The sequence below is a fragment of the Streptomyces sp. NPDC004732 genome (genome assembly GCF_040609235.1).
Classification (GTDB): Bacteria; Actinomycetota; Actinomycetes; order Streptomycetales; family Streptomycetaceae; genus Streptomyces.
In genome coordinates this window covers 35719-56573 of record NZ_JBEXJR010000015.1, presented here as the reverse complement: position 1 = coordinate 56573, position 20855 = coordinate 35719, and the positions used below count along the sequence as shown (strand labels likewise).

The window sequence follows — 20855 nt, the reverse complement described above, 5'->3', positions numbered from 1 at the left end:
GCGTTAACATGACGAGAAATCGTCCGGTACCCCGAGCGGACTGGAACGGAAGGCGCCGCAGCGTGAACGCATCGCATCAGCCAGACCCGCGGGACCGCCCCGCGAGACTCACCGTGGGCGTGGTGGGAGCGGGCCGGGTCGGCCCCGCGCTCGCCGCGTCGCTGCAGCTCGCAGGGCACCGTCCGGTGGCCGCCTCCGGCGTCTCCGACACCTCGGTGCGACGGGCCGCCGCGATGCTCCCCGACGTCCCCCTCGTGCCGCCCGCCGAGGTCCTGGACCGCGCCGACCTGGTGCTCCTGACCGTCCCCGACGACGCCCTGCCCGGCCTCGTCGAGGGCCTCGCCGAGACCGGGGCCGTGCGCCCGGGCCAGCTGCTCGTGCACACCTCCGGGAGGTACGGCACCAAGGTCCTCGAGCCCGCCCTGCGCGCCGGTGCCCTGCCGCTCGCGCTGCACCCCGCCATGACGTTCACCGGCACCGCCGTCGACGTGCAGCGTCTCGCCGGATGCTCCTTCGGCGTGACCGCCCCCGAGGAGCTGCGGCTCGCCGCCGAGGCCCTCGTCATCGAGATGGGCGGCGAGCCCGAGTGGATCGCCGAGGAGAACCGCCCGCTCTACCACGCGGCCCTCGCCCTGGGCGCGAACCACCTGGTCACGCTCGTCGCCGAGTCCATGGACCTGCTGCGCGACGCGGGCGTCGAGGCCCCCGACCGCATGCTCGGCCCACTGCTCGGCGCCGCCTTGGACAACGCCCTGCGTTCGGGTGACGCGGCGCTCACGGGACCCGTCGCGCGCGGGGACGCGGGCACGGTCGCCGCGCACGTCGCCGAGTTGCGCAAGCACGCGCCGCAGACCGTCGCGGGCTATCTCGCGATGGCCCGCGCCACCGCCGACCGCGCCCTCGCCCACGGCCTGCTCAAGCCGGAGCTCGCCGAGGACCTCCTAGGGGTGCTCGCCAACGGCGCCCAGGGTGCCAACGGCGCCGGTGGCGCCGAAGGGGGCCCCCGATGACCAGCACGAGCAGCACGCTCCTGCACACCGCCGAGTCGCTGCGCACGCGCGCGCGTGCAGGCCGCCGGGCCGTCGTCATGACCATGGGCGCCCTGCACGACGGGCACGCCTCCCTGATCCGCGCCGCCCGCGGGGGCGTGGGCCCCGAGGGCGAGGTCGTCGTCACGGTCTTCGTGAACCCCCTGCAGTTCGGGGCGGGCGAGGACCTGGACCGCTATCCCCGCACCCTGGAAGCCGACGTCAAGATCGCCGAGCAGGCGGGCGCCGACGTCGTCTTCGCCCCCGCCGTGGACGAGGTCTATCCGGGCGGCGAGCCCCAGGTCCGCATCGGCGCGGGCCCCATGGGCACCGTCCTCGAAGGCGCCACGCGCCCCGGCCACTTCGACGGCATGCTCACCGTCGTCGCCAAGCTGCTGCACCTCACCGCGCCCGACGTGGCGCTGTTCGGCCAGAAGGACGCCCAGCAGCTCGCCCTGATCCGCCGCATGGTCCGCGACCTCAACTTCCCCATGGAGATCGTCGGCGTCCCCACCGTCCGCGAGGACGACGGCCTGGCCCTCTCCAGCCGCAACCGCTTCCTCGCCCCGGACGAGCGGCGCACCGCCCTCGCCCTCTCCCAGGCCCTCTTCGCGGGCAGCGACCGGCACGCCGCGCAGGAGGCGCTGCGCGCGCGGGCCGCCAGCGCCCCCGCCTCACGCGCGCGTGCCGTCGCCCTGAGCGAGCTCGGCGAGTCCCGCGCGGCGGCCGACGCCCACGCCGTGGCGGAGTCCGCGGAACCCTCCGCGACCGGCGGTCCCGCCGCCGTCGTCGCCGCGGCCCGGCTGGTCCTCGACGAGGCGGCCCGCCTGAGCCCCCCGCTGGAGCTGGACTACGTGACGTTGGTCGACCCGGCCGACTTCACCGAGGTCCGCCCCGGCCACCGCGGTGAGGCCGTTCTCGCCGTGGCCGCCAGGGTCGGCTCGACGCGGCTCATCGACAACATCCCGCTGACGTTCGGAGCGTCCCTGTGAGCACGCACCGCACAGGCCCGACCGCAGCAGCCGTCCACGCGAACGGAGTCCCCGCATGAGCGCCACCGGCATACGACTGCATGCGCCAGCCCCCGGCTGGTCCCTCGACGCCGACATCGTGGTCGTCGGCTCCGGAGTGGCCGGACTGACGGCCGCCCTGCGGGGCGCGGCCGCAGGCCTCAGGACGGTCGTGGTGACCAAGGCCCGCCTCGACGCGGGTTCCACCCGCTGGGCGCAGGGCGGCGTCGCCGCGGCGCTCGGCGAGGGCGACACCCCCGAACAGCACCTGGACGACACGCTCGTGGCGGGCGTGGGCCTCTGCGACGAGGAGGCCGTGCGCACCCTCGTCACCGAGGGCCCCGGCGCCGTGCGCCGCCTCATCGAGACCGGCGCGCTCTTCGACAAGGACTCCGAAGGCGTCATCGAGCTGGCCCGCGAGGGCGGCCACCACCGCCGCCGCATCGTGCACGCGGGCGGTGACGCGACCGGCGCGGAGATCTCCCGCGCCCTCGTCGAAGCGGTCCGCGCGCGCGGCATACCGACGGTGGAGAACGCGCTGGTCCTCGACCTCCTCACCGACGCCGAAGGCCACACCGCCGGTGTCTCCCTGCACGTCATGGGGGAGGGCCAGCACGACGGCGTGGGCGCCGTCCACGCCCCCGCGGTCGTCCTCGCCACCGGCGGCATGGGCCAGGTCTTCTCGGCGACCACGAACCCGTCCGTCTCCACGGGCGACGGCGTCGCACTCGCCCTGCGCGCGGGCGCGGAGGTCTCCGACCTCGAATTCGTGCAGTTCCACCCGACGGTGCTCTTCCTCGGCACCGACGCCGAGGGCCAGCAGCCGCTGGTCTCCGAGGCCGTCCGGGGCGAGGGCGCGCACCTCGTGGACGCCGACGGCGTGCGCTTCATGGTCGGCCAGCACGAGCTGGCCGAGCTGGCGCCCCGCGACATCGTCGCCAAGGGCATCACGCGCCGCATGCAGGAAAAGGGCACCGACCACATGTTCCTGGACGCCAGGCACTTCGGCGCCGACATGTGGGAGAACCGCTTCCCGACGATCCTCGCCGCCTGCCGGGCGCACGGCATCGACCCGGTCACCGAGCCCATCCCCATCGCCCCGGCCGCGCACTACGCCTCCGGGGGCGTCCGCACCGACCCGCACGGCCGCACCACCATCCCGGGGCTCTACGCCTGCGGGGAGGTCGCCTGCACCGGCGTGCACGGCGCCAACCGCCTGGCCTCCAACTCCCTGCTGGAAGGCCTGGTCTACGCCGAGCGCATCGCCGACGACATCGTGGCCAGCCACGCGGAGAACACCCTCCACGCGCGCGTGCCCGCCCCCGTCACCCCGTCCGGCACCCCGACGCACCCCCTCCTCCCGGCCGAGGCCCGCTTCGCCATCCAGCGCGTCATGACCGAAGGCGCCGGAGTCGTCCGCTCCGCCTCGTCCCTCACCGAGGCCGCCGCCCGGCTGGCCCGCATCCACGCCGAGGCCGCGGGCGCACTCGCCGAGCACGGCAAGACGGCCGAGCCCGGCGTCGACACCTGGGAGGCCACCAACCTCCTGTGCGTCGCCCGGGTCCTGGTCGCCGCCGCCCAGCGCCGCGCGGAGACCCGTGGCTGCCACTGGCGCGAGGACCACGCCGACCGCGACGACGCGTCCTGGCGGCGCCACATCGTCGTACGCCTGAATCCGGACAGGACGCTGGCGGCGCACACGACCGAGACCCACGACTTCCCTCCGACCCGTCCCAGTCCCCAGGAGCAGTGACCGTGAGCACCCCCGACGACCTCCCCCTCGCCGACCCCTCAGCCGCAGGCGGTGGCTGCGGCGACGCCTGCGGCTGCGGCGGGGACGACTCCTACGACCCGATGGAGTGCGGCCTCGACCCCGCGCTCGTAGAGCTCCTGGCCGAGGCCGGTCTCGATCCCGTGCAGATCGAGGACATCGCGCACATGGCCATCGAGGAGGACCTGGCCGGTGGCGTGGACGTCACCACGGTCGCCACGATCCCCGAGGACGCCGTCGCCACCGCGGACTTCGCGGCGCGCGAGGCGGGCACCGTCGCGGGGCTGCGCGTCGCCGAAGCCATCATCTCCGTGGTGTGCGAGGACGAGTTCGAGGTCGAGCGGCACGTCGAGGACGGCGACCGCGTCGCGGCGGGCGACGTGCTCCTGAGCGTCACCACCCGCACCCGCGACCTGCTCACCGCCGAGCGCAGCGCGCTGAACATCCTGTGCCGCCTCTCCGGCATCGCGACCACCACGCGCGCGTGGGCGGACGTTCTCGACGGTACGAAGGCGAAGGTCCGCGACACCCGCAAGACGACGCCGGGCTACCGCGCCCTGGAGAAGTACGCGGTACGCATGGGCGGCGGCGTCAACCACCGCATGTCGCTCGCGGACGCGGCCCTGGTCAAGGACAACCACGTGGTGGCGGCGGGCGGCGTCGCGCAGGCCTTCAAGGCCGTGCGCGAGCAGTTCCCCGGCCTGGCCATCGAGGTCGAGGTCGACACGCTCCACCAGCTGCGCGAGGTCGTCGACGCGGGCGCCGACCTGATCCTCCTGGACAACTTCACGCCCGGCGAGACGGCGGAGGCGGTCGCCATCGTCGACGGCCGCGCCTTCCTGGAGTCCTCGGGCCGCCTCACCGTGGAGAACGCGCGGGCGTACGCGGAGACGGGCGTCGACTACCTCGCGGTGGGGGCACTCACCCACTCGTCCCCGATCCTCGACATCGGCCTCGACCTGCGAGAAGCGGTGCGTGACTGATGCTGCTGACCATCGACGTGGGCAACACCCACACCGTCCTCGGCCTCTTCGACGGCGAGGACATCGTCGAGCACTGGCGCATCTCCACCGACGCGCGCCGCACCGCCGACGAACTCGCCGTGCTCCTGCACGGCCTGATGGGGATGCACCCCCTGCTAGGCGACGAGCTCGGCGACGGCATCGACGGCATCGCCATCTGCTCGACCGTCCCCTCGGTCCTGCACGAACTGCGGGAGGTCACCCGCCGGTACTACGGAGACGTTCCTGCCGTCCTCGTCGAACCCGGCATCAAGACCGGCGTCCCGATCCTCATGGACAACCCCAAGGAGGTCGGCGCCGACCGCATCATCAACGCGGTCGCGGCGGTCGAGCTCTACGGCGGCCCGGCGATCGTCGTCGACTTCGGCACCGCCACGACCTTCGACGCGGTCTCCGCGCGCGGGGAGTACGCGGGCGGGGTCATCGCCCCCGGCATCGAGATCTCCGTGGAGGCCCTCGGGGTACGCGGCGCACAGCTCCGCAAGATCGAACTCGCCCGGCCGCGCAGCGTCATCGGCAAGAACACGGTGGAGGCCATGCAGGCGGGCATCCTGTACGGCTTCGCGGGCCAGGTCGACGGAGTCGTGAACCGCATGGCCCGCGAACTGGCGGGCGCGGGCGGCGACCCCGACGACGTCACGGTCATCGCCACGGGTGGCCTGGCTCCCATGGTCCTGGGCGAGGCCTCCGTCATCGACGAGCACGAACCGTGGCTGACGCTGATCGGTCTCCGGCTGGTCTACGAGCGGAACGTCTCCCGTTCCTGACCGATTGCCGACCGCGATGTGTGCACTACCCCCCGCCTTCTGCAAGAGTCTGCGCAGGGACGGGGACTTGAGTGGGTGTGGGGCGGGCTGGGGCGGATGAGGCACAAGAGACGACTGTGGGCTGTTGCGGTGGCGCTGATGGCGGTGCAGGTCGCCCCCGCGACGACGGCCCGCGCGGCCGCTCCCTCCTCCACCTCCCTGGCGGGGGCCGGGGCGGGCATCCTCCCCTGGCTCGCCGTAGCAGCGGTAGCCGCCCTCGGCATCGGCGCAGTGGCCTACGCCCTGGCCCGCCGCCGCACGGACTGACCCTGCACCGTCCGGCGGGGGTAGGAGCCTCAAGCCCGCCGCTTCGCGGCGGATGTTTCCCACCCACCCACCCGTTTGCCCTGCGACGTCCAGCGGGGGTAGGGGCCGGGGCTGCCCCCCTCAGGCCAGGGGCAGGGTGGGGGTGGGGGGCCTCAGCGACCCAAGGGGGGTGGGTGGGGAAGCCCGGCAGCGGCCAGGGCAAACGGGCGGGGCGGGTGGGAAACCACCGCGACCGCCCAGGGCATGCGGGCGGGGCGGGTGGAGACCACCGTGCCCGCCCGGGCGAGCGGGCCCGGGTAGGCCGTCCGACCCCGCCGGGCTTTAGCCGTGGGCGGGTGGGGGACTGCCGTGACCGTCCAGGTGGGCGGGCCCGGGGAGGCCCTCCGACCCCGTCGGGCCGCAGCTGCGGGCGGGTGGGGGGACCACTGCGACCGTCCGGGCGAGTGGGCCCGGGGAGGGCCGTCCGACCTCGTCGGGCTGCAGCCGGGGGCGGGTGGGAGACCACCGTGACCGTCCAGGTGAGCGGGCCCGGGGAGGGCCGTCCGACCTCGTCGGGCCGCAGCCGTGGGCGGGGGATCACCGTGGCCGTCCAGGTGAGTGGGCTCGGGGAGGCTCTCCGTCCTTGCCGGGCCGCAGCCGGGGGCGGGTGGGGGATCACCGTGGCCGTCCAGGCGGGCGGGCTCGGCGAGGTCCTCCGGCCCCGTCGGCCTGCAGGCGCGGGCGGGTGGGGAACCACTGCGGCCGCCCAGGTGAGCGGGGCCGGGGAGGCCGTCCGCCCCCACCGGGCCGCAGCCGCGTACGAGACGGGAGGGGACGTGGGGGTATGTGCGCACGGAGCACCGAGCGCACCCTGACGGTCGGAAGGTCTTCAGGCGGGGCGTAGGGATAGCGAGTACGTACATACCCCCGCGGCCCCGCACCCGCCCACGGGCCCAAGGCGACCCGCCAGGACTGGCGTTAAGCGGATTTTGTCCGTTTGGCGCGTATCGTCAGCCCATGCCCACGCCATACGGATCCCGGGGCGGCATGGCCTTCAGTGCTGAGGAGCTGCGTGTGCTCCGTCGCGCCCTGGCCCTCGCCCTGCACCCCAGCCCCGTCCGCGACGAGGATGTCCAGGACTGCCTCCGGCTCGCCGAATCGGTCGACGAAGCCGCGCGTGAGGGCGCCAGGCTGCGCGCCTTCCTGGTGGCCGACCTCGCCCGCTACCGGGCCGCCCTGCCCGGCACCGCCTCCGGCTACCTCGCCCTACTCGACGACGTCCTGAGCGGCGGCTACCAGCCGACCGCCGACGACCTCGCCGCCCTGCGCGCCCTGCGCGGCAACCCCACCGCGGCCGCCCTGCTCGACCGCTGCCGCACCCTCGCGGAACGAGCCGTACGCGCCCGCCTCGCGGGCCGCGCCGTCCCCGTCTCCGCACCCCTCCCCGCGCCCCTCCCCATCCCCGCCTCCCGCGCCCGCCTCCTCGCCCTCCCCGGAGGCCTGGACGCCGCGCCGGGCTCCAAGCCCCCGTCCGAACGCCCGGCGGCCCCGCCCCGCCCCGTTCCCACTCCGGCCGAGGTGTTCCCGCCGAAGCGCAGGCCCGAGACACCGGAGAGGCCCGCGGCACCCGCCGCACCCGCGGACCCGCCGCACCAGCTCGCCGCGGGCTAGCTACTCTGGGGGGCATGGACTACGTTTCCGCGCTCGTGCCCCCCGTAGTGATGGCCGTGTTCTTCACGGGGCTCATCGTGACGATCGTGAAGACCCAGGGCGGCGCCAACAAGGCCAAGGAAGACGCGGCCGTCGACGCCGCGATCTCCCGCGCCGAAGCCATCCGCCAGACCCCGGAGGCGGGCGGCGCCTAACCCGCCCCGCCCCCAGCACCCTCCCAGCACCACCACCCAGCACCACCAGCACCCCGGCCCCGCCCGCCCCCGCGAGGCCCCGAGGCGTACGACTCGCGTGTCTTTCGAGTCGTACGCCCTTTTTGTTGCAGTTGAGCAGAAATTAGAGGTACGCCACGTCCCTCACGCATCACGCCAATAGTGACGTCTCCCACTATTGTTCTGCTGTGCCTCGTCCATTGGGAGAACTCGAAGACTCAGTCATGACGCGGGTGTGGAAGTGGAACCGCCCCGTGACCGTTCGAGAAGTCCTGGAAGACCTTCAGGAGGAACGGTCCATCGCGTACACGACCGTGATGACCGTTTTGGACAATCTCCATCAGAAGGGCTGGGTGCGCCGCGAAGCGGAAGGCCGCGCCTATCGATATGAGGCGGTCTCCACTCGTGCCGCCTACGCAGCCGCACTGATGAACGAAGCCTGGTCGCGGAGCGACAACCCCGCCGCCGCTCTCGTCGCCTTCTTCGGCATGATGTCGGCGGAACAGCGGGAAGCGCTCAGCGACGCGATGCGTATCGTCCAAGGCCCCGAGAACCCCGCCTCCGCGGAGCGCGGCGCAGAGCGATAGCGTCCGGTTCATGCCAGCAGAGGTCCCCGAACGCAGCGAACTCAGCGAACTCAGCACAAAAGCGGTCTCCGTCCGCAGGGCGCGAACCTCCGATGTGCCGGGCGTCCGCAGCCTCCTCGACTCCTACGTCCGCGAGCGCATCCTCCTGGACAAAGCGACGGTGACGCTTTACGAGGACATCCAGGAGTTCTGGGTGGCGGAACGCGACGACAACGCGGAGTTGGTCGGCTGCGGCGCTCTGCACGTGATGTGGGAAGACCTCGCGGAAGTACGCACCCTTGCGGTGAATCCCGAGGTCAAGGGTGCCGGAGTGGGGCATCAGCTGTTGGGCAAGTTGCTGCAGACCGCCGGGTGGCTCGGCGTCCGCAAGGTTTTCTGTCTCACCTTCGAAGTCGACTTCTTCGCGAAGCACGGCTTCGTGGAGATCGGCGAGACTCCGGTCGACGGAGATGTCTACAGCGAGCTCCTGCGTTCCTATGACGAGGGTGTCGCCGAGTTCCTCGGCCTCGAACGAGTGAAACCGAACACCTTGGGCAACAGCCGGATGCTTCTGCATCTGTGATCGTCACGACGGTATTCCAGACCGTCTCCTGCCCAGGTGGCCTATGTCCGAAACGCGCACGTTTCCAGGGTTCTAGGGGTGCCCGGTCTCTCCCAGGGGTTTGTGTTTTTCCAGCAAAAGCGGTTTGCTTTCCGACGTACTGCAGTACTGCATATAACAGGGGCCGGTGAATCGACGGCGCGTGTCGTGCGGCTTGCGGCCCGGTCTCACAGTTATCGATGAAAGGAAATCCGGTGGCACAGAAGGTTCAGGTCCTTCTTGTCGATGACCTCGACGGTGGCGAGGCAGACGAGACCGTGACGTTTGCGCTGGACGGCAAGTCGTACGAGATCGACCTCACCACGGGCAACGCGGACAAGCTCCGTGGCGCCCTTGAGGACTTCGTCAAGGCTGGTCGGCGTACCGGTGGCCGTGGTTCGGGCGGCCGTGGCAAGGCGCGCGCCGCGGCAGCGGGCGGCGGTCAGGACACGGCCGCGATCCGTGCCTGGGCAAAGGAGAACGGTTTCGAGGTCAATGACCGCGGCCGCGTTCCCGCGTCCATTCGCGAGGCCTACGAGAAGGCCAACGGCTGACGGCTGCGACGCCGCAGCCGGACCCGGTGGCACTGCGTTGCCGCCGTGTCCACGAGTCGTACGAGACCGGAGCCCACGGCGGGGTCGCTGTGGTGCGCAGTCCCTGCTCCCCCCACCCCGGGCAGGGACGGGAGCGCAGGCAGCGTCGGCTCCACCTCACAGCCGGGCTCCGGGGGTCGCAGCCAGACGGCGGCCCCCCGCGAGCCGGACCACCCCGGGGGCGTCGGTGCGACGATCCGCCCGCCCGCCCCGACCGCGGTGAGGCCGAGGGGGATGTGTCCCCACTCCAGCCAGTCGAGCAGCCCCGGCAACTCGTCCGCACTCCCGGCACTCACCAGGAGCCGCATCGTCTCCCCGCGCAGTGCCACCGGAGCCTTCGGCCCGAGGTGGCGCAGTGCCGCGAAGCCCGCCTCCGCCGGAAGCTCGAGGACGTCGAAGCGCAGCCCCGTCAGGAGCCGCACCGGGCCTGGTTCCGGGGCGGTCGCCCAGCCGAGCTCGTTCTCGTACCACTGCCGCACCGGGTCGCTCTGCTCGACCGGTACCCGGGGCTGAGGAACTGTGGGGGCCATGTCCGGGCAACAGCCGGAACGGCGCCCGGGTTACGCAGGGTGGCGGCACGACTGCGGTGCGTGTCCGGAAAGAGGGCGTAAGGGCGTGTTCGGCGGCGCAAGGGTGTTCGCCCGTAGCTGAGGGAACCGGGGCGCGCCGCATGGAGTGTCAGTCCTTACGGGTAAGACATCCCTAGTGGGGAGGGGCGACACGCAGTCTCGGGCACCTCACGTTCGCCATCGGCGTAGTGATGGTGGGGGTAACTGCCTGGCCTGCGGGAACATCGTCTCGCACCATCGGGTTGGAGCAGTTGTCGGCGTTCGGGGTCAGGAGATCCTCCGAGTTGGGGTCCGGGTGTCGGCAGTTGGAATGAGCGGTCCCCGCTTGCGGGACTAAGCTGCGGAAGGACAGGGAGGGGACCGACCCCTTTACTGCCTGACCGCTCTGAGGAGCGATTAACGATGTTCGAGAGGTTCACCGACCGCGCGCGGCGGGTTGTCGTCCTGGCTCAGGAAGAAGCCCGGATGCTCAACCACAACTACATCGGCACCGAGCACATCCTCCTGGGCTTGATCCACGAGGGCGAGGGTGTCGCCGCTAAGGCCCTGGAGAGCCTCGGGATTTCGCTCGAGGCGGTCCGCCAGCAGGTGGAGGAGATCATCGGGCAGGGCCAGCAGGCTCCGTCCGGGCACATTCCCTTCACCCCCCGTGCCAAGAAGGTCCTGGAGCTTTCGCTCCGCGAGGCCCTTCAGCTGGGCCACAACTACATCGGCACGGAGCACATCCTGCTCGGCCTGATCCGCGAGGGCGAGGGCGTCGCCGCCCAGGTCCTGGTCAAGCTGGGTGCCGATCTCAACCGGGTGCGGCAGCAGGTCATCCAGCTGCTCTCCGGTTACCAGGGCAAGGAGACCGCCACCGCCGGCGGTCCTGCCGAGGGCACGCCCTCCACGTCCCTGGTCCTCGACCAGTTCGGCCGGAACCTCACCCAGGCCGCTCGTGAGTCCAAGCTCGACCCGGTCATCGGGCGCGAGAAGGAGATCGAGCGGGTCATGCAGGTGCTGTCCCGCCGTACGAAGAACAACCCGGTCCTGATCGGTGAGCCCGGCGTCGGCAAGACCGCCGTCGTCGAGGGCCTCGCCCAGGCCATCGTCAAGGGCGAGGTGCCCGAGACCCTCAAGGACAAGCACCTCTACACCCTGGACCTCGGCGCGCTGGTCGCAGGCTCCCGGTACCGCGGTGACTTCGAGGAGCGCCTGAAGAAGGTCCTCAAGGAGATCCGCACCCGCGGCGACATCATCCTGTTCATCGACGAGCTCCACACCCTGGTGGGTGCGGGTGCCGCCGAGGGCGCGATCGACGCCGCGAGCATCCTCAAGCCGATGCTGGCCCGTGGTGAGCTGCAGACCATCGGTGCGACCACGCTCGACGAGTACCGCAAGCACCTGGAGAAGGACGCCGCGCTGGAGCGCCGCTTCCAGCCCATCCAGGTCGCGGAGCCGTCGCTGCCGCACACCATCGAGATCCTCAAGGGCCTCCGCGACCGGTACGAGGCGCACCACCGCGTCTCCATCACGGACGAGGCCCTGGTCCAGGCCGCCACCCTGGCCGACCGGTACATCTCGGACCGCTTCCTGCCGGACAAGGCGATCGACCTGATCGACGAGGCCGGTTCCCGGATGCGCATCCGCCGGATGACCGCGCCGCCGGACCTCCGCGAGTTCGACGAGAAGATCGCGGGTGTCCGCCGCGACAAGGAGTCCGCGATCGACTCGCAGGACTTCGAGAAGGCCGCCTCCCTGCGCGACAAGGAGAAGCAGCTCCTGGCCGCCAAGGCCAAGCGGGAGAAGGAGTGGAAGGCCGGCGACATGGACGTCGTCGCCGAGGTCGACGGCGAGCTGATCGCCGAGGTCCTCGCGACCGCCACCGGCATCCCGGTCTTCAAGCTGACCGAGGAGGAGTCGAGCCGCCTGCTGCGCATGGAGGACGAGCTCCACAAGCGCGTCATCGGCCAGAAGGACGCCGTCAAGGCGCTCTCGAAGGCGATCCGGCGTACGCGTGCGGGTCTGAAGGACCCGAAGCGTCCCGGCGGTTCGTTCATCTTCGCGGGCCCGTCCGGTGTCGGTAAGACCGAGCTGTCCAAGGCGCTCGCCGAGTTCCTCTTCGGCGACGAGGACGCGCTGATCTCCCTCGACATGTCGGAGTTCAGCGAGAAGCACACGGTCTCGCGTCTCTTCGGTTCGCCTCCCGGTTACGTGGGGTACGAAGAGGGCGGCCAGCTGACCGAGAAGGTCCGCCGCAAGCCGTTCTCCGTCGTGCTCTTCGACGAGGTCGAGAAGGCCCACCCGGACATCTTCAACTCGCTCCTGCAGATCCTGGAGGACGGTCGTCTGACCGACTCCCAGGGCCGCGTCGTGGACTTCAAGAACACGGTCATCATCATGACGACCAACCTTGGAACCCGTGACATCTCGAAGGGCTTCAACCTGGGCTTCGCGGCCCAGGGCGACTCGAAGTCCAACTACGAGCGGATGAAGAACAAGGTCAGCGACGAGCTGAAGCAGCACTTCCGCCCGGAGTTCCTGAACCGCGTGGACGACGTCGTCGTCTTCCCGCAGCTCACCCAGGACGACATCCTCCAGATCGTCGACCTGATGATCACCAAGGTGGACGAGCGCCTGAAGGACCGGGACATGGGCATCGAGCTCTCCCAGTCCGCGAAGGAGCTCCTCTCGAAGAAGGGCTACGACCCCGTGCTCGGCGCGCGTCCGCTGCGGCGCACGATCCAGCGCGAGGTCGAGGACACCCTCTCCGAGAAGATCCTCTTCGGCGAGCTGCGTCCCGGCCACATCGTGGTCGTCGACACGGAGGGCGAGGGCGAGACCGCCACGTTCACCTTCCGTGGCGAGGAGAAGGCGGCGCTGCCCGACGCGCCGCCGATCGAGGACGCCGCCGCGGGCGGCGCGGGCCCGAACCTGAGCAAGGACGCGTGACGCCCGCCCAGGGCTGAACGCTCGAAGGGGCTGCCCCGGACCGTTTCGTACGGTCCGGGGCAGCCCCTTCCGCATGCGGCGGTCAGGCCGTGATCGTGACGCCCTCCGGTACGTTCCGCACGCGCGGCAGGCGCGGGTTGACGCGCAGCACCTGAAGGCCGGGGAAGCGGGCCAGCCACGACATGTCCGGGTCGGGCAGCTCCGCATTGACCCACAGGTGGGTGAGCCGTTCGGGGACCAGGCCCGCCAGGAGCTCGTCGGGGCGCATGACACCGGCCACCTGGATGCGGGGCCGCCCGCCGAGGCCGCGCAGGGCCGCGAGCTCGGCCGCGTCGGACACCGGGAAGTACAGGCCCGCCGGATCGAGGTGGGCGATGATCTCGCGCGCGTACCGCTCGGTGTCGAAGTGCCGCCAGGGGCGGGCCAGCTCGGTGCGGATGGCCAGTGAGGAGCGGGTGCGCAGCCGGGCGAGGTAGTCGATCGCCGCGTCCTCCTGGACCCGGGTCGCCGTGATGGCCAGGAGCAGCGCCTGCTGGTCGCCGGGCACCTGCTCGGGGTCGGGCAGCTGCTCCAGGACGATGGGTCCGACCCAGCCGAGACTGCGGGCACCCTGTTCCGTCGTGGGCCGCAGGAGGTTCTTCGTACGCCGGTGGACGAGCTCCTGGACGGCCGGGTCGAGCTCGCTGACGTGTTCCAGGCAGGCCGCGGCCATCAGGCGCCGGTGGTTGACGTGCGGCCTGCGCAGGCCGGGGGCGGCGGCAAGGAGCCGCTCCAGGAAGTCGGCGCACTCCTCGGGGCGGGCATGGGCGGCGGACATGCGGATGACCTCCTCCCACTCCGGCTGGTGGGCGTGGTCGACCAGGCCGTCGAGGCGGCCGCGGGCCACGATCTCCTTGGCGGCCAGATAGTCCTGGAACGTGCGGTGGATGAAGTCGACGGAGACGCCCGCCTGTTCGCGCAGCAGCCCGGTGCGGTGCAGCAGGTGGCGGAAGATCTTCTCGCCGTCGCCCGCGGCACGGGCGGACGGGATGGCGGGCAGTGCGCCGTTCAGGACGTCGATGACGCGGTGGCGCGGCAGCTCCGAGAGGCCCTCGTCGAGCATGGCGTGGGCGAGCTTGCGCAGCAGCAGCTCGCGGGCGCCCTGCTGGAGCCGTACGTCATCGGCGTACAGCACGTCGCGTTCGGGGTCGCGGCGCTGCAGGAGCATCTCCAGGGCGGCGTCGTAGAGCTCCTTGCGGCCCTTGGGCAGGGAGCCGGAGCGGTCCCGGTTGAGGGCGCAGATCAGGCCGCACATCAGGGGGTTGGTGGCGAGGCGGCGCAGCTCGCGGTAGATCCGTACGGAGTGCAGCAGGCGCTGCTCGTACTCCTTGAGGGCGTCCCTGTCCCGCTGCTCCCTGCACTGGTCGTCGCCCATCGCCGCGGTGTGCCAGTCGCGGATGAAGCGGGTGATCTGGTCGCGGGACATCGGGGCAAGGGACAGCTCCGTGAAGCCCTCCTCGGCGAGGCGCTCCTGGGAGAGCCAGCCGTCCTCCACGGCGGAGGGCCGCGAGGTGACCAGGCAGGCGGTGCCGGAGAAGATGCGCAGGAGGCGGCGGAGCTGATCGCGCAGGGCGCCGCGGGTCTCCTCGGGGGCCTCGTCGATGCCGTCGACCAGAAGCAGGGCGCGACCGGCGAGGAGGGTCCGTACGACCCATCCCTCGGGCGCCTGGTCGGCCAACGGGTGACGCACGGCGTGCAGGAAGTCATCGGGCGCGGGAAAGCCCTCACGGGCGAAGCGGCGTACGGGAAGGACGAACGGCACCCGGCCGCCCTCCCGGGCCGCGCCCACGGCGAGCCACTGCACGAGCGTCGTCTTGCCGGAGCCCGCGACACCGCGCAGCAGGACCCTCTCGTGCCCCTCCAGGGCCCGGTCGGCGAGGAGCACGGTGCGCTGCGGCCCGTCCGACCCGGTGGCAGGGCCGCTGCTGCTCTCCTCCGCCTGGAGGCTGAGATAGGTGTCCTCCAGGGGCCACCGGTCGGGCGCGTTCGCGAGATCGACGCCCACGATGGTCAGCCAGCCGTGCTGGCGCACGACCTCTTGGGCGTACGCGGCCTCGAACTCGGCGTCCTCCTGGGAGGGTTCCGTGCGCCGGACGGTGGCCGCCGCTTCGGCGTCGTTGAGGTCGACGAGCTGGCGGACGCGGCTGGCGCGCTCGGGCATGTGACGCTGGATGTACGGGGAGCGGCGCACGAAGTGGTGCAGCACGTGCAGACAGACGGCGACGAGCAGCTCGTCGTGGAACCAGGCGGCGTCGGGGCTCAGCCCGCGGTCCGCGCCCTGCACGGCGCCGCGCAGCCGCCGCGCGTAGTCCTGCGGGCCGAGCCGCACGGCGTCGGCGTCGGTGAGGTCGAGCTCGCCGATGGCGAGGAGGGTGCGGGTCAGGACCTCGGCGACGGCGGGGAGTTCGGCGGTCGGCGTGGTGTGCCGCTCGGCGGCGAGCTGGATGAAGTCGGCGGCGGTGCGGTGGACGTGGTCCGGGTCGGCGGGGGCGTCGGGGCCCCGCCAGGTGGTGAGGGCGGCGATGAGGTCGGGGGTGGTGGTGGGCCGGGACGGAATGCGGAAGAGCCGTTGTACGAGGGGCATGGCGCGGGCCGAAGGGGTGCGTACTACGGGCTCCATGGGCATTGGGGTCCCTGGGTCGCGGATGCTGCCGGTCCAGTCAACGGTAGGTCAAATGCCTTGTGACGTACGGGCATTGAGTTGAATGCGCGAAGGGACCTGCATGCGTTCGGCCTCGGTCACGTCGGTGTCCACGGTGACGTCGACCAGGTTCGGGAAGGCCGAGAGCCAGGCGAGTCCCTCGACGGGGTGGGGTGCTTCCAGCGAGAGACGGGTGAGCTGCTCGGGCACGATGAGTTCGGTGAGGTCCTCGACGCGATAGGCGCCGATGATCTGGATGTCCGGCCAGCCGCCGATGGAGCGGAGCGCGCGGAGGTACTCGGGACCGTTCACGGCAACGGTGGGCCGGTACGGCAGGTGCGCGAGGACTTCCCGCAGGTAGAGCTCTCGGTCGAAGACCCCCCAATACGCGGCCAGAATCACATGGACCCTCCGGTCGGGATGATCGCGAAAGCGCGTCAGGAGGTGCAATGCCGAGGGGCTGCCGACCTTGGCGGCCACGAAAGGCACCAGGTAGACGAACTCGCCCTCGCCCTCGTCGGGCCCGGGCAGCAGCGGCAGCACCAGATCGCCGCCCGCCTCCGCCAAGATGTGGGCCTCGCTGACCGTCCGTGGCGGAATGAGTGTTCGTACCCCCTCCTCCACTAGCTGCCGCACGGCTGGCGCCACCTCCGCCGCGTACGGCAGCGAGGCCGCCGCGAGCAGCTTGCCGCGAGCCGTATCGCTGGATACCAGCACCTGCAGCATCCGTTCCGCCTCCTTGGGCCGCGCATGCGCGACCGCCAGCAGGATGACGTCCTCCCACTCCGTCCGTTCCGCGTTGTTCAGAAGCAGGTCGAAGTCCAGCTCCTGTACGGCGAGACGGGCCCCCAAGTAGTCCTGAAACGTGCGGTGCAGGAAGTCCACGCGTCCGTGTGCCGGTTCCCGCAGCAGCCCCGACCTCAGCAGCAGCCAGCCGTACACGTCCTCGCCGCTGCCGTCCAGGTTCATCGCGGGTGCGGCTTCCCCAAGTATGTGCACGGCTTCCGAACGGTCCATCTCCGCGCGGCTGTTGCGGATCAGCCACCAGGCGAGCTTCTGCAGGAGCTGCACCTGCGTGGCGAACGACAGCCGTGTCATGGCTCTGACGTCCCGCTCGACGTCCCTGCGCTCAAGGAGCATCGTCAGGGCGGCCTCGTACAAGGACTTCCTGTCCTGCGGCAGAAATCCGCGCCGCTCGCGGTGGAGCGCGCAGAGCATCCCGCACATCAGCGGATTGGTGGCGAGCCGGTTCAGCTCGGAGGCGCCCCGCACCGCCTCCAGCAGAGCGGTCCCGATGCCCTCGTCGGCGCCCGCGGCGCGGTGCCAGCGGCGCACGAACGTCTCGACGTCGTCGCGGGCCATCGGCGACAGCGTCAGCTCGGCGAAGCCGGTGGTGTCCAGCCATCGGTCCGGGACGGCGGAGGGGCGGGTCGTGATCAGCCACAGATTGCCGGGGAAGGTGCGCGTCAGATCGCGCAGCCACCGCTTGGCGGACTCGCGCCGGTCCTCGGGGATCTCGTCGAGACCGTCCACGAGGAGCACACCGCGCCGCGCCCGAAGGACGCGATCCACCCATCCCGCGGGCTGCTCCCCGGCGACGAGGCATCCGACGGCAGTCAAGAAGTCTGCCGGGATGGGGAGTTCGATACCCGGCCGGACGATCCGGCGCATCGGCAGCACGAACGGCACGCGCCCGATGAGGTGGGTCAGTCCGTGTTTGTACGTTCGATCGGCAGTCGTGACGGCCAGCCACTGCACCAGGGTGGTCTTGCCGGATCCGGCTACGCCGCGGAGCAGCACATGACTTTTCTTGGCGAGGACCCGCTCGGCGGCGACGTGCGCCGTGCCTTCCCCGGCGCGGTCCCTGGTCGCCTCCAGGCTGAGGTAGGCCGTGTCGAGCGGCCACTCGCTGGTCCCTGCGTAGACGTCGAGGCCGTAGATGGTGAGGGTCCCGTGCCGCGCGGTGATGTACGACGCGTACCGCGCCTCGAACGCGGCGTCCTCGGCCGACTGCGACGGCAGCCGTTCGAGGAGTACGTCGACGGCTTTGACCACCTGCGCGAGCTGTTGGCTCTGCCGGGTCTGCTGCCGGGCGATGTACGTGGAGCGCTGCGTGAAGAAGTTCAGGATGTGCAGGGACGCGGTGTGCAGCAGCCGGTCGAGGAACACCTCGGCGTCGCGGCTGAGCGCGAAGGTCGCGACGGTCACGGCGGACTGCGACCGCAGGGTGCGCGCGAACTCCTCGGGGCCGAGCGCGACGGCCTCGTAGTCCTCGATGGTGAGGGTGCCGAGGGCGGCGAGGGATTGGGCGAGGGCGGTCCGCACTGCGACGGCCTCGGCGGCGTCCACGGGGAGTTCGCCGGGTCCGGCCGCCTTGAGCGCCCTGCGGACGAGTTCGTCCGCGATCTTCTCGACGTCCTTCGGGGTGACGTCCCGCTTCTCGCCCTTGAACGACACGAGCCCGGAGATCCGTACCGGCTTGGTGACCAGCGCGGCGCCCGGCTGGTCCGTCACGAAGAGCTTCTTCACGAGGGGCGCGACCGCGCTGGACGCGAGACGGGCGCCGAGGGCTCCGGGGTCGACCATAGGTCGAGGTTAGGTCAACAGGCCTACGCAGGAAGGGGTTTAAGGGGCACCGAGTCGGCCGGTCTCCGCCTGCTCGATGCCGTCGATGGCTTCCTGGACGACCCGGGACAGGTCCTCTTCGGTGGGGATCAGCTCACGCTCCGCCGGGGCGAGCGTGGAGTAGGAGGCGACTGCCATGGGGTTGTTGCTGGCGTCGAGGGCCAGCTGAACGGCTGCCTTGTTGTGGCGGGTTCCGATGAGGAAGCCGATGGTCGCGTCGTCTCGTTCCGGCTCGCGCACCATCTGGTCGACCACGCTCACGTAGAAGTTGAGCTTGCCGACGTGCTCGGGGCGCACGTCCTTCGTCTTGAGCTCGAAGACGAAGTAGCGGTGGAGTTTGAGGTGGTAGAAGAGCAGGTCGATACGGAACTCGTCGCCCCCGATGACGACGGGGTACTGGCGCCCCACGAAGGCGAAGCCGACACCGAGCTCCGTAAGGAACCGGATCATCCCGTCGACGATGGCGGTCTCCAGTTCACGCTCGGCGTGATGCTTGTCGAGTCCGAGGAAGTCGAGGCGGTAGGGGTCCCGGACCAGCTCCTTGAGTGCGTCGGAGCCGTCCGGCACGGTCGCCGCGAAGTTGTTGGCGGCGGCGCCTTGGGTGAGGTGCAGCCCTTGGTGGATAAAGCGGTCCAGGATCGCGCGGGACCAGCCGTTGCGGACGGCTTGAGTGGCGTAGAAGTCCAGTTCCGACGGGGTGTCCAGCTTGGTCATGAGGACGGTGATGTGTCCCCAGGGCAATTGTGCAACGGGCTGTTGCACAATTGGCCCCGGCCAGGTGCGGGCCATCTTCTGCATGTACATCAGGTTGCGTCGAGAGAAGCCGCGCTGGTTCGGGAAGGCCGCCTTCAGGTCGGCGGCCAGGCGGGTGACGACCTTTGTGCCCCACCCCTCCTGTGCCTGCCGATCAAGGATGAGACGCCCGATCTCCCAGTGCAGCCGCACCAGCTCGGTGTTGACGGCCCGTTGGGCACGGGTCCGTGCGCAGGACACGGCCCCCTTGATCTCGCTCAGGAGGTCGCCGTACCAGGAGGGCAGGCCGTTCTGCTGGGCGGGGATCTCTGCTCTGGCCTCGATGTTCTTGCTCATGGCGCCGACGATCGCGTAGGGCACCTTGTCCAGGGCGAGTTTGGGGTCACGTCACCCGAACGTGTGGTCGGACGAGGTGAGGGTGCGTATGAGGGCGGCGAAGGCGGTGGGGCTTGTGGTGAGCGTGGTGGCCGGGGCGTCGCTCTCTTGGAGGTGGATCCGCCCGGTGGGGTGTGCGGCCACGTAGACGCAGTTGGCACCGGCTCCCTCGCTGAAGGAGGACTTCTGCCAGCTGAGAGTGCTCATTCTGGGGCTCCCTGGAGGGTCAAGAAGTAGTCGTGTGGGTGGAGAGGGTTCGTATGAGAGCGGCGAACGCGGCGGGGTGGGTGGTGAGGGTCGTGGTGGGGGCGTCGCTCTCTCGAAGGTGGACTGTTTCGGCGTTGTGGCTCGCCGCGACGTAGAGGCAATTGACGCCTGCCCCGTCGCTGAAAGAAGACTTCTGCCAGACGAGTTCGTTCACGGCGCTTCCCTAATGCGTGTAGAGGACGTGGTGAATCAGGCCCCATGAGTCCCGTTGCTCGTGGCTACCCGGTGGCCCCTCGGCCGTCACCGGCGAGAGGGCGTTTCGCTGGAGCGAGTCGAACGTGCTCTTGTAACGGGTGATGGATTCGGCGTCGCCCAGCAGGAGGGGAGCGGCCGGGTGATCCAACAGCACTGTTTCCAGCCCCGCTACGTCTGAGTCAAGGATCAAGAGCGGCGTGCCGAACCAGGCGCGAGCGCCGGAGTCGAAGGGCAGGATCTGGATGGTCGTGCCAGGGCGCTGTGCGGCGCGTACGAGGTGAGCGAGTTGGCCCCGCATCACTTCTGGGCTACCCACGGTGATGCGCAGGGCAGCCTCGTGGATGACGGCGTGGAGTGCTGTGGTGGAGTCACCCGAGAGGATCTGTTGGCGGGCGCGGCGGAAGTCGACCAGTGCCTCGATCTCCGTGGGGGAGGCGCCCGGTCGCGAGCTGTAGAAGAGGGCCCGCATGTAGGCCTCGGTCTGGAGCAGACCCGGGATGAGGAGCGTTTCGTAGCTCTGGACGCCAGTAGCGCGCGACTCCAACTCGGCCAAGTCGAGGCTGTGTTGCGACAGGGACTTACGGAACTCCGTCCACCACCCTTTGCCGTCGCTCTCCGCCATCCTGGTCAGCGCAGCGGTGTAGGGCTCAGATCTGACGTCATAGGCGCACAGGAGTGCGACAAGGCGGTCCGCCGAGATCGCCGTCCGGGCTGCCTCGATGTGACTGAGGTGTGCGGCACCCAGACCGATCCGGCTACTGGCCGCGTTGACCGAAAGCCCTGCGGCTTCGCGAAGTTTGCGGAGCTCAGAGCCGAGCCGTCTCTGCCGTTCGGTGATGTGTGTGCGCAGGGCCATGCGGGTTCTCCCGGTGGTTGGACCACAGTTTGCCGCTATCGATCGGGCAAGGTCCAGCAATCTGGGCGAGACGGTTGC

General features: G+C 70.7%; 19 protein-coding genes. 12 read left to right on the top strand and 7 right to left on the bottom strand.

Translation table 11 applies throughout. The features are described from left to right. The first annotated feature begins 62 nt into the window (after nucleotides 1-62). The 11 genes from ABZV77_RS35190 to ABZV77_RS35140 all read left to right on the top strand — a co-directional run bounded on the left by ABZV77_RS35190 (nucleotide 63) and on the right by ABZV77_RS35140 (nucleotide 9487). Nucleotides 63-1010 carry a DUF2520 domain-containing protein gene (locus ABZV77_RS35190; protein WP_356266140.1) on the top strand — a complete coding sequence of 316 codons (948 nt, stop codon included), beginning with the start codon at nucleotides 63-65 and terminating at the stop codon, nucleotides 1008-1010. Next, entirely contained in the window at nucleotides 1007-2020 is a 1014-nt protein-coding gene (panC, locus tag ABZV77_RS35185; RefSeq protein ID WP_356266137.1) for a pantoate--beta-alanine ligase, read from the top strand. The genes ABZV77_RS35190 and panC overlap by 4 nt, the downstream gene beginning before the upstream one ends. Before the next feature lie 55 nt (nucleotides 2021-2075). Beyond that, entirely contained in the window at nucleotides 2076-3791 is a 1716-nt protein-coding gene (locus tag ABZV77_RS35180; RefSeq protein ID WP_356266134.1) for an L-aspartate oxidase, read from the top strand. A gap of 2 nt (nucleotides 3792-3793) precedes the next feature. Next, nucleotides 3794-4792, top strand: a complete 999-nt coding sequence (nadC, locus tag ABZV77_RS35175; protein ID WP_356266131.1) for a carboxylating nicotinate-nucleotide diphosphorylase — start codon at nucleotides 3794-3796, stop codon at nucleotides 4790-4792. After that, nucleotides 4792-5598 (top strand): type III pantothenate kinase, encoded by an 807-nt coding sequence (locus ABZV77_RS35170; protein WP_356266128.1) that lies wholly within the window; start codon nucleotides 4792-4794, stop codon nucleotides 5596-5598. Before nadC ends, ABZV77_RS35170 begins: the two co-directional genes overlap by 1 nt. A gap of 96 nt (nucleotides 5599-5694) precedes the next feature. Further along, nucleotides 5695-5904, top strand: a complete 210-nt coding sequence (locus ABZV77_RS35165) for a hypothetical protein (RefSeq protein WP_356266125.1) — start codon at nucleotides 5695-5697, stop codon at nucleotides 5902-5904. 1026 nt (nucleotides 5905-6930) lie between these two features. Beyond that, on the top strand, nucleotides 6931-7554 hold the full coding sequence (locus tag ABZV77_RS35160; protein WP_356266352.1) for a hypothetical protein: 624 nt from the start codon (nucleotides 6931-6933) through the stop codon (nucleotides 7552-7554). Between the two features lie 14 nt (nucleotides 7555-7568). Then, nucleotides 7569-7748, top strand: coding sequence for a hypothetical protein (locus ABZV77_RS35155; protein ID WP_356266122.1), 180 nt, complete (start codon nucleotides 7569-7571; stop codon nucleotides 7746-7748). A gap of 206 nt (nucleotides 7749-7954) precedes the next feature. Next, nucleotides 7955-8353: a BlaI/MecI/CopY family transcriptional regulator gene (locus ABZV77_RS35150; protein ID WP_356266119.1), complete on the top strand. Its 399-nt coding sequence runs from the start codon at nucleotides 7955-7957 to the stop codon at nucleotides 8351-8353. Between the two features lie 10 nt (nucleotides 8354-8363). Continuing rightward, on the top strand, nucleotides 8364-8915 hold the full coding sequence (locus ABZV77_RS35145; protein ID WP_356266116.1) for an amino-acid N-acetyltransferase: 552 nt from the start codon (nucleotides 8364-8366) through the stop codon (nucleotides 8913-8915). A gap of 233 nt (nucleotides 8916-9148) precedes the next feature. Further along, nucleotides 9149-9487, top strand: a complete 339-nt coding sequence (locus ABZV77_RS35140) for an Lsr2 family protein (RefSeq protein WP_356266113.1) — start codon at nucleotides 9149-9151, stop codon at nucleotides 9485-9487. On the opposite strand, the gene ABZV77_RS35135 is transcribed toward ABZV77_RS35140, so the two are convergent. Beyond that, a complete protein-coding gene (locus ABZV77_RS35135; protein ID WP_356266110.1) occupies nucleotides 9466-10056 on the bottom strand; it encodes an SCO3374 family protein in 591 nt (196 codons plus the stop codon). The genes ABZV77_RS35140 and ABZV77_RS35135 overlap by 22 nt on opposite strands. 441 nt (nucleotides 10057-10497) lie before the next feature. Here ABZV77_RS35135 and ABZV77_RS35130 point away from each other — a divergent pair, with 441 nt between their 5' ends. Next, nucleotides 10498-13026 (top strand): ATP-dependent Clp protease ATP-binding subunit, encoded by a 2529-nt coding sequence (locus ABZV77_RS35130; protein ID WP_356266107.1) that lies wholly within the window; start codon nucleotides 10498-10500, stop codon nucleotides 13024-13026. 82 nt (nucleotides 13027-13108) lie between these two features. On the opposite strand, the gene ABZV77_RS35125 is transcribed toward ABZV77_RS35130, so the two are convergent. Genes ABZV77_RS35125 through ABZV77_RS35100 form a run of 6 tightly spaced genes read right to left on the bottom strand, consistent with a single transcriptional unit; the run spans nucleotide 13109 to nucleotide 20777 of the window. Continuing rightward, nucleotides 13109-15685: an NACHT domain-containing protein gene (locus ABZV77_RS35125; protein WP_356266104.1), complete on the bottom strand. Its 2577-nt coding sequence runs from the start codon at nucleotides 15683-15685 to the stop codon at nucleotides 13109-13111. A 51-nt stretch (nucleotides 15686-15736) separates the two neighbouring features. Beyond that, the gene (locus ABZV77_RS35120; RefSeq protein WP_356266102.1) at nucleotides 15737-18292 is read right to left on the bottom strand and encodes an NACHT domain-containing protein; all 2556 of its coding nucleotides are present in this window, start codon (nucleotides 18290-18292) and stop codon (nucleotides 15737-15739) included. A 39-nt stretch (nucleotides 18293-18331) separates the two neighbouring features. Further along, nucleotides 18332-19420 carry a PDDEXK nuclease domain-containing protein gene (locus tag ABZV77_RS35115; RefSeq protein WP_356266099.1) on the bottom strand — a complete coding sequence of 363 codons (1089 nt, stop codon included), beginning with the start codon at nucleotides 19418-19420 and terminating at the stop codon, nucleotides 18332-18334. Between the two features lie 51 nt (nucleotides 19421-19471). Then, nucleotides 19472-19666, bottom strand: a complete 195-nt coding sequence (locus tag ABZV77_RS35110; RefSeq protein ID WP_356266096.1) for a DUF397 domain-containing protein — start codon at nucleotides 19664-19666, stop codon at nucleotides 19472-19474. A gap of 19 nt (nucleotides 19667-19685) precedes the next feature. Continuing rightward, nucleotides 19686-19880 carry a DUF397 domain-containing protein gene (locus ABZV77_RS35105; RefSeq protein WP_356266093.1) on the bottom strand — a complete coding sequence of 65 codons (195 nt, stop codon included), beginning with the start codon at nucleotides 19878-19880 and terminating at the stop codon, nucleotides 19686-19688. A gap of 9 nt (nucleotides 19881-19889) precedes the next feature. After that, nucleotides 19890-20777 carry a helix-turn-helix transcriptional regulator gene (locus ABZV77_RS35100; RefSeq protein ID WP_356266090.1) on the bottom strand — a complete coding sequence of 296 codons (888 nt, stop codon included), beginning with the start codon at nucleotides 20775-20777 and terminating at the stop codon, nucleotides 19890-19892. Nucleotides 20778-20855 lie beyond the last annotated feature (78 nt).

What these genes read in the sequence shown, in the direction of transcription:
- ABZV77_RS35180 (WP_356266134.1), top strand. Translation starts at nt 2,076, where the DNA reads ATGAGCGCCACCGGCATACGACTGCATGCGCCAGCCCCCGGCTGGTCC.
- ABZV77_RS35110 (WP_356266096.1), bottom strand. Translation starts at nt 19,666, where the DNA reads ATGAGCACTCTCAGCTGGCAGAAGTCCTCCTTCAGCGAGGGAGCCGGT.
- ABZV77_RS35170 (WP_356266128.1), top strand. Translation starts at nt 4,792, where the DNA reads ATGCTGCTGACCATCGACGTGGGCAACACCCACACCGTCCTCGGCCTC.
- ABZV77_RS35165 (WP_356266125.1), top strand. Translation starts at nt 5,695, where the DNA reads ATGAGGCACAAGAGACGACTGTGGGCTGTTGCGGTGGCGCTGATGGCG.
- ABZV77_RS35145 (WP_356266116.1), top strand. Translation starts at nt 8,364, where the DNA reads ATGCCAGCAGAGGTCCCCGAACGCAGCGAACTCAGCGAACTCAGCACA.
- ABZV77_RS35160 (WP_356266352.1), top strand. Translation starts at nt 6,931, where the DNA reads ATGGCCTTCAGTGCTGAGGAGCTGCGTGTGCTCCGTCGCGCCCTGGCC.
- ABZV77_RS35130 (WP_356266107.1), top strand. Translation starts at nt 10,498, where the DNA reads ATGTTCGAGAGGTTCACCGACCGCGCGCGGCGGGTTGTCGTCCTGGCT.
- ABZV77_RS35100 (WP_356266090.1), bottom strand. Translation starts at nt 20,777, where the DNA reads ATGGCCCTGCGCACACACATCACCGAACGGCAGAGACGGCTCGGCTCT.
- ABZV77_RS35125 (WP_356266104.1), bottom strand. Translation starts at nt 15,685, where the DNA reads ATGGAGCCCGTAGTACGCACCCCTTCGGCCCGCGCCATGCCCCTCGTA.
- ABZV77_RS35115 (WP_356266099.1), bottom strand. Translation starts at nt 19,420, where the DNA reads ATGAGCAAGAACATCGAGGCCAGAGCAGAGATCCCCGCCCAGCAGAAC.
- ABZV77_RS35135 (WP_356266110.1), bottom strand. Translation starts at nt 10,056, where the DNA reads ATGGCCCCCACAGTTCCTCAGCCCCGGGTACCGGTCGAGCAGAGCGAC.
- ABZV77_RS35155 (WP_356266122.1), top strand. Translation starts at nt 7,569, where the DNA reads ATGGACTACGTTTCCGCGCTCGTGCCCCCCGTAGTGATGGCCGTGTTC.
- panC (WP_356266137.1), top strand. Translation starts at nt 1,007, where the DNA reads ATGACCAGCACGAGCAGCACGCTCCTGCACACCGCCGAGTCGCTGCGC.
- ABZV77_RS35120 (WP_356266102.1), bottom strand. Translation starts at nt 18,292, where the DNA reads ATGGTCGACCCCGGAGCCCTCGGCGCCCGTCTCGCGTCCAGCGCGGTC.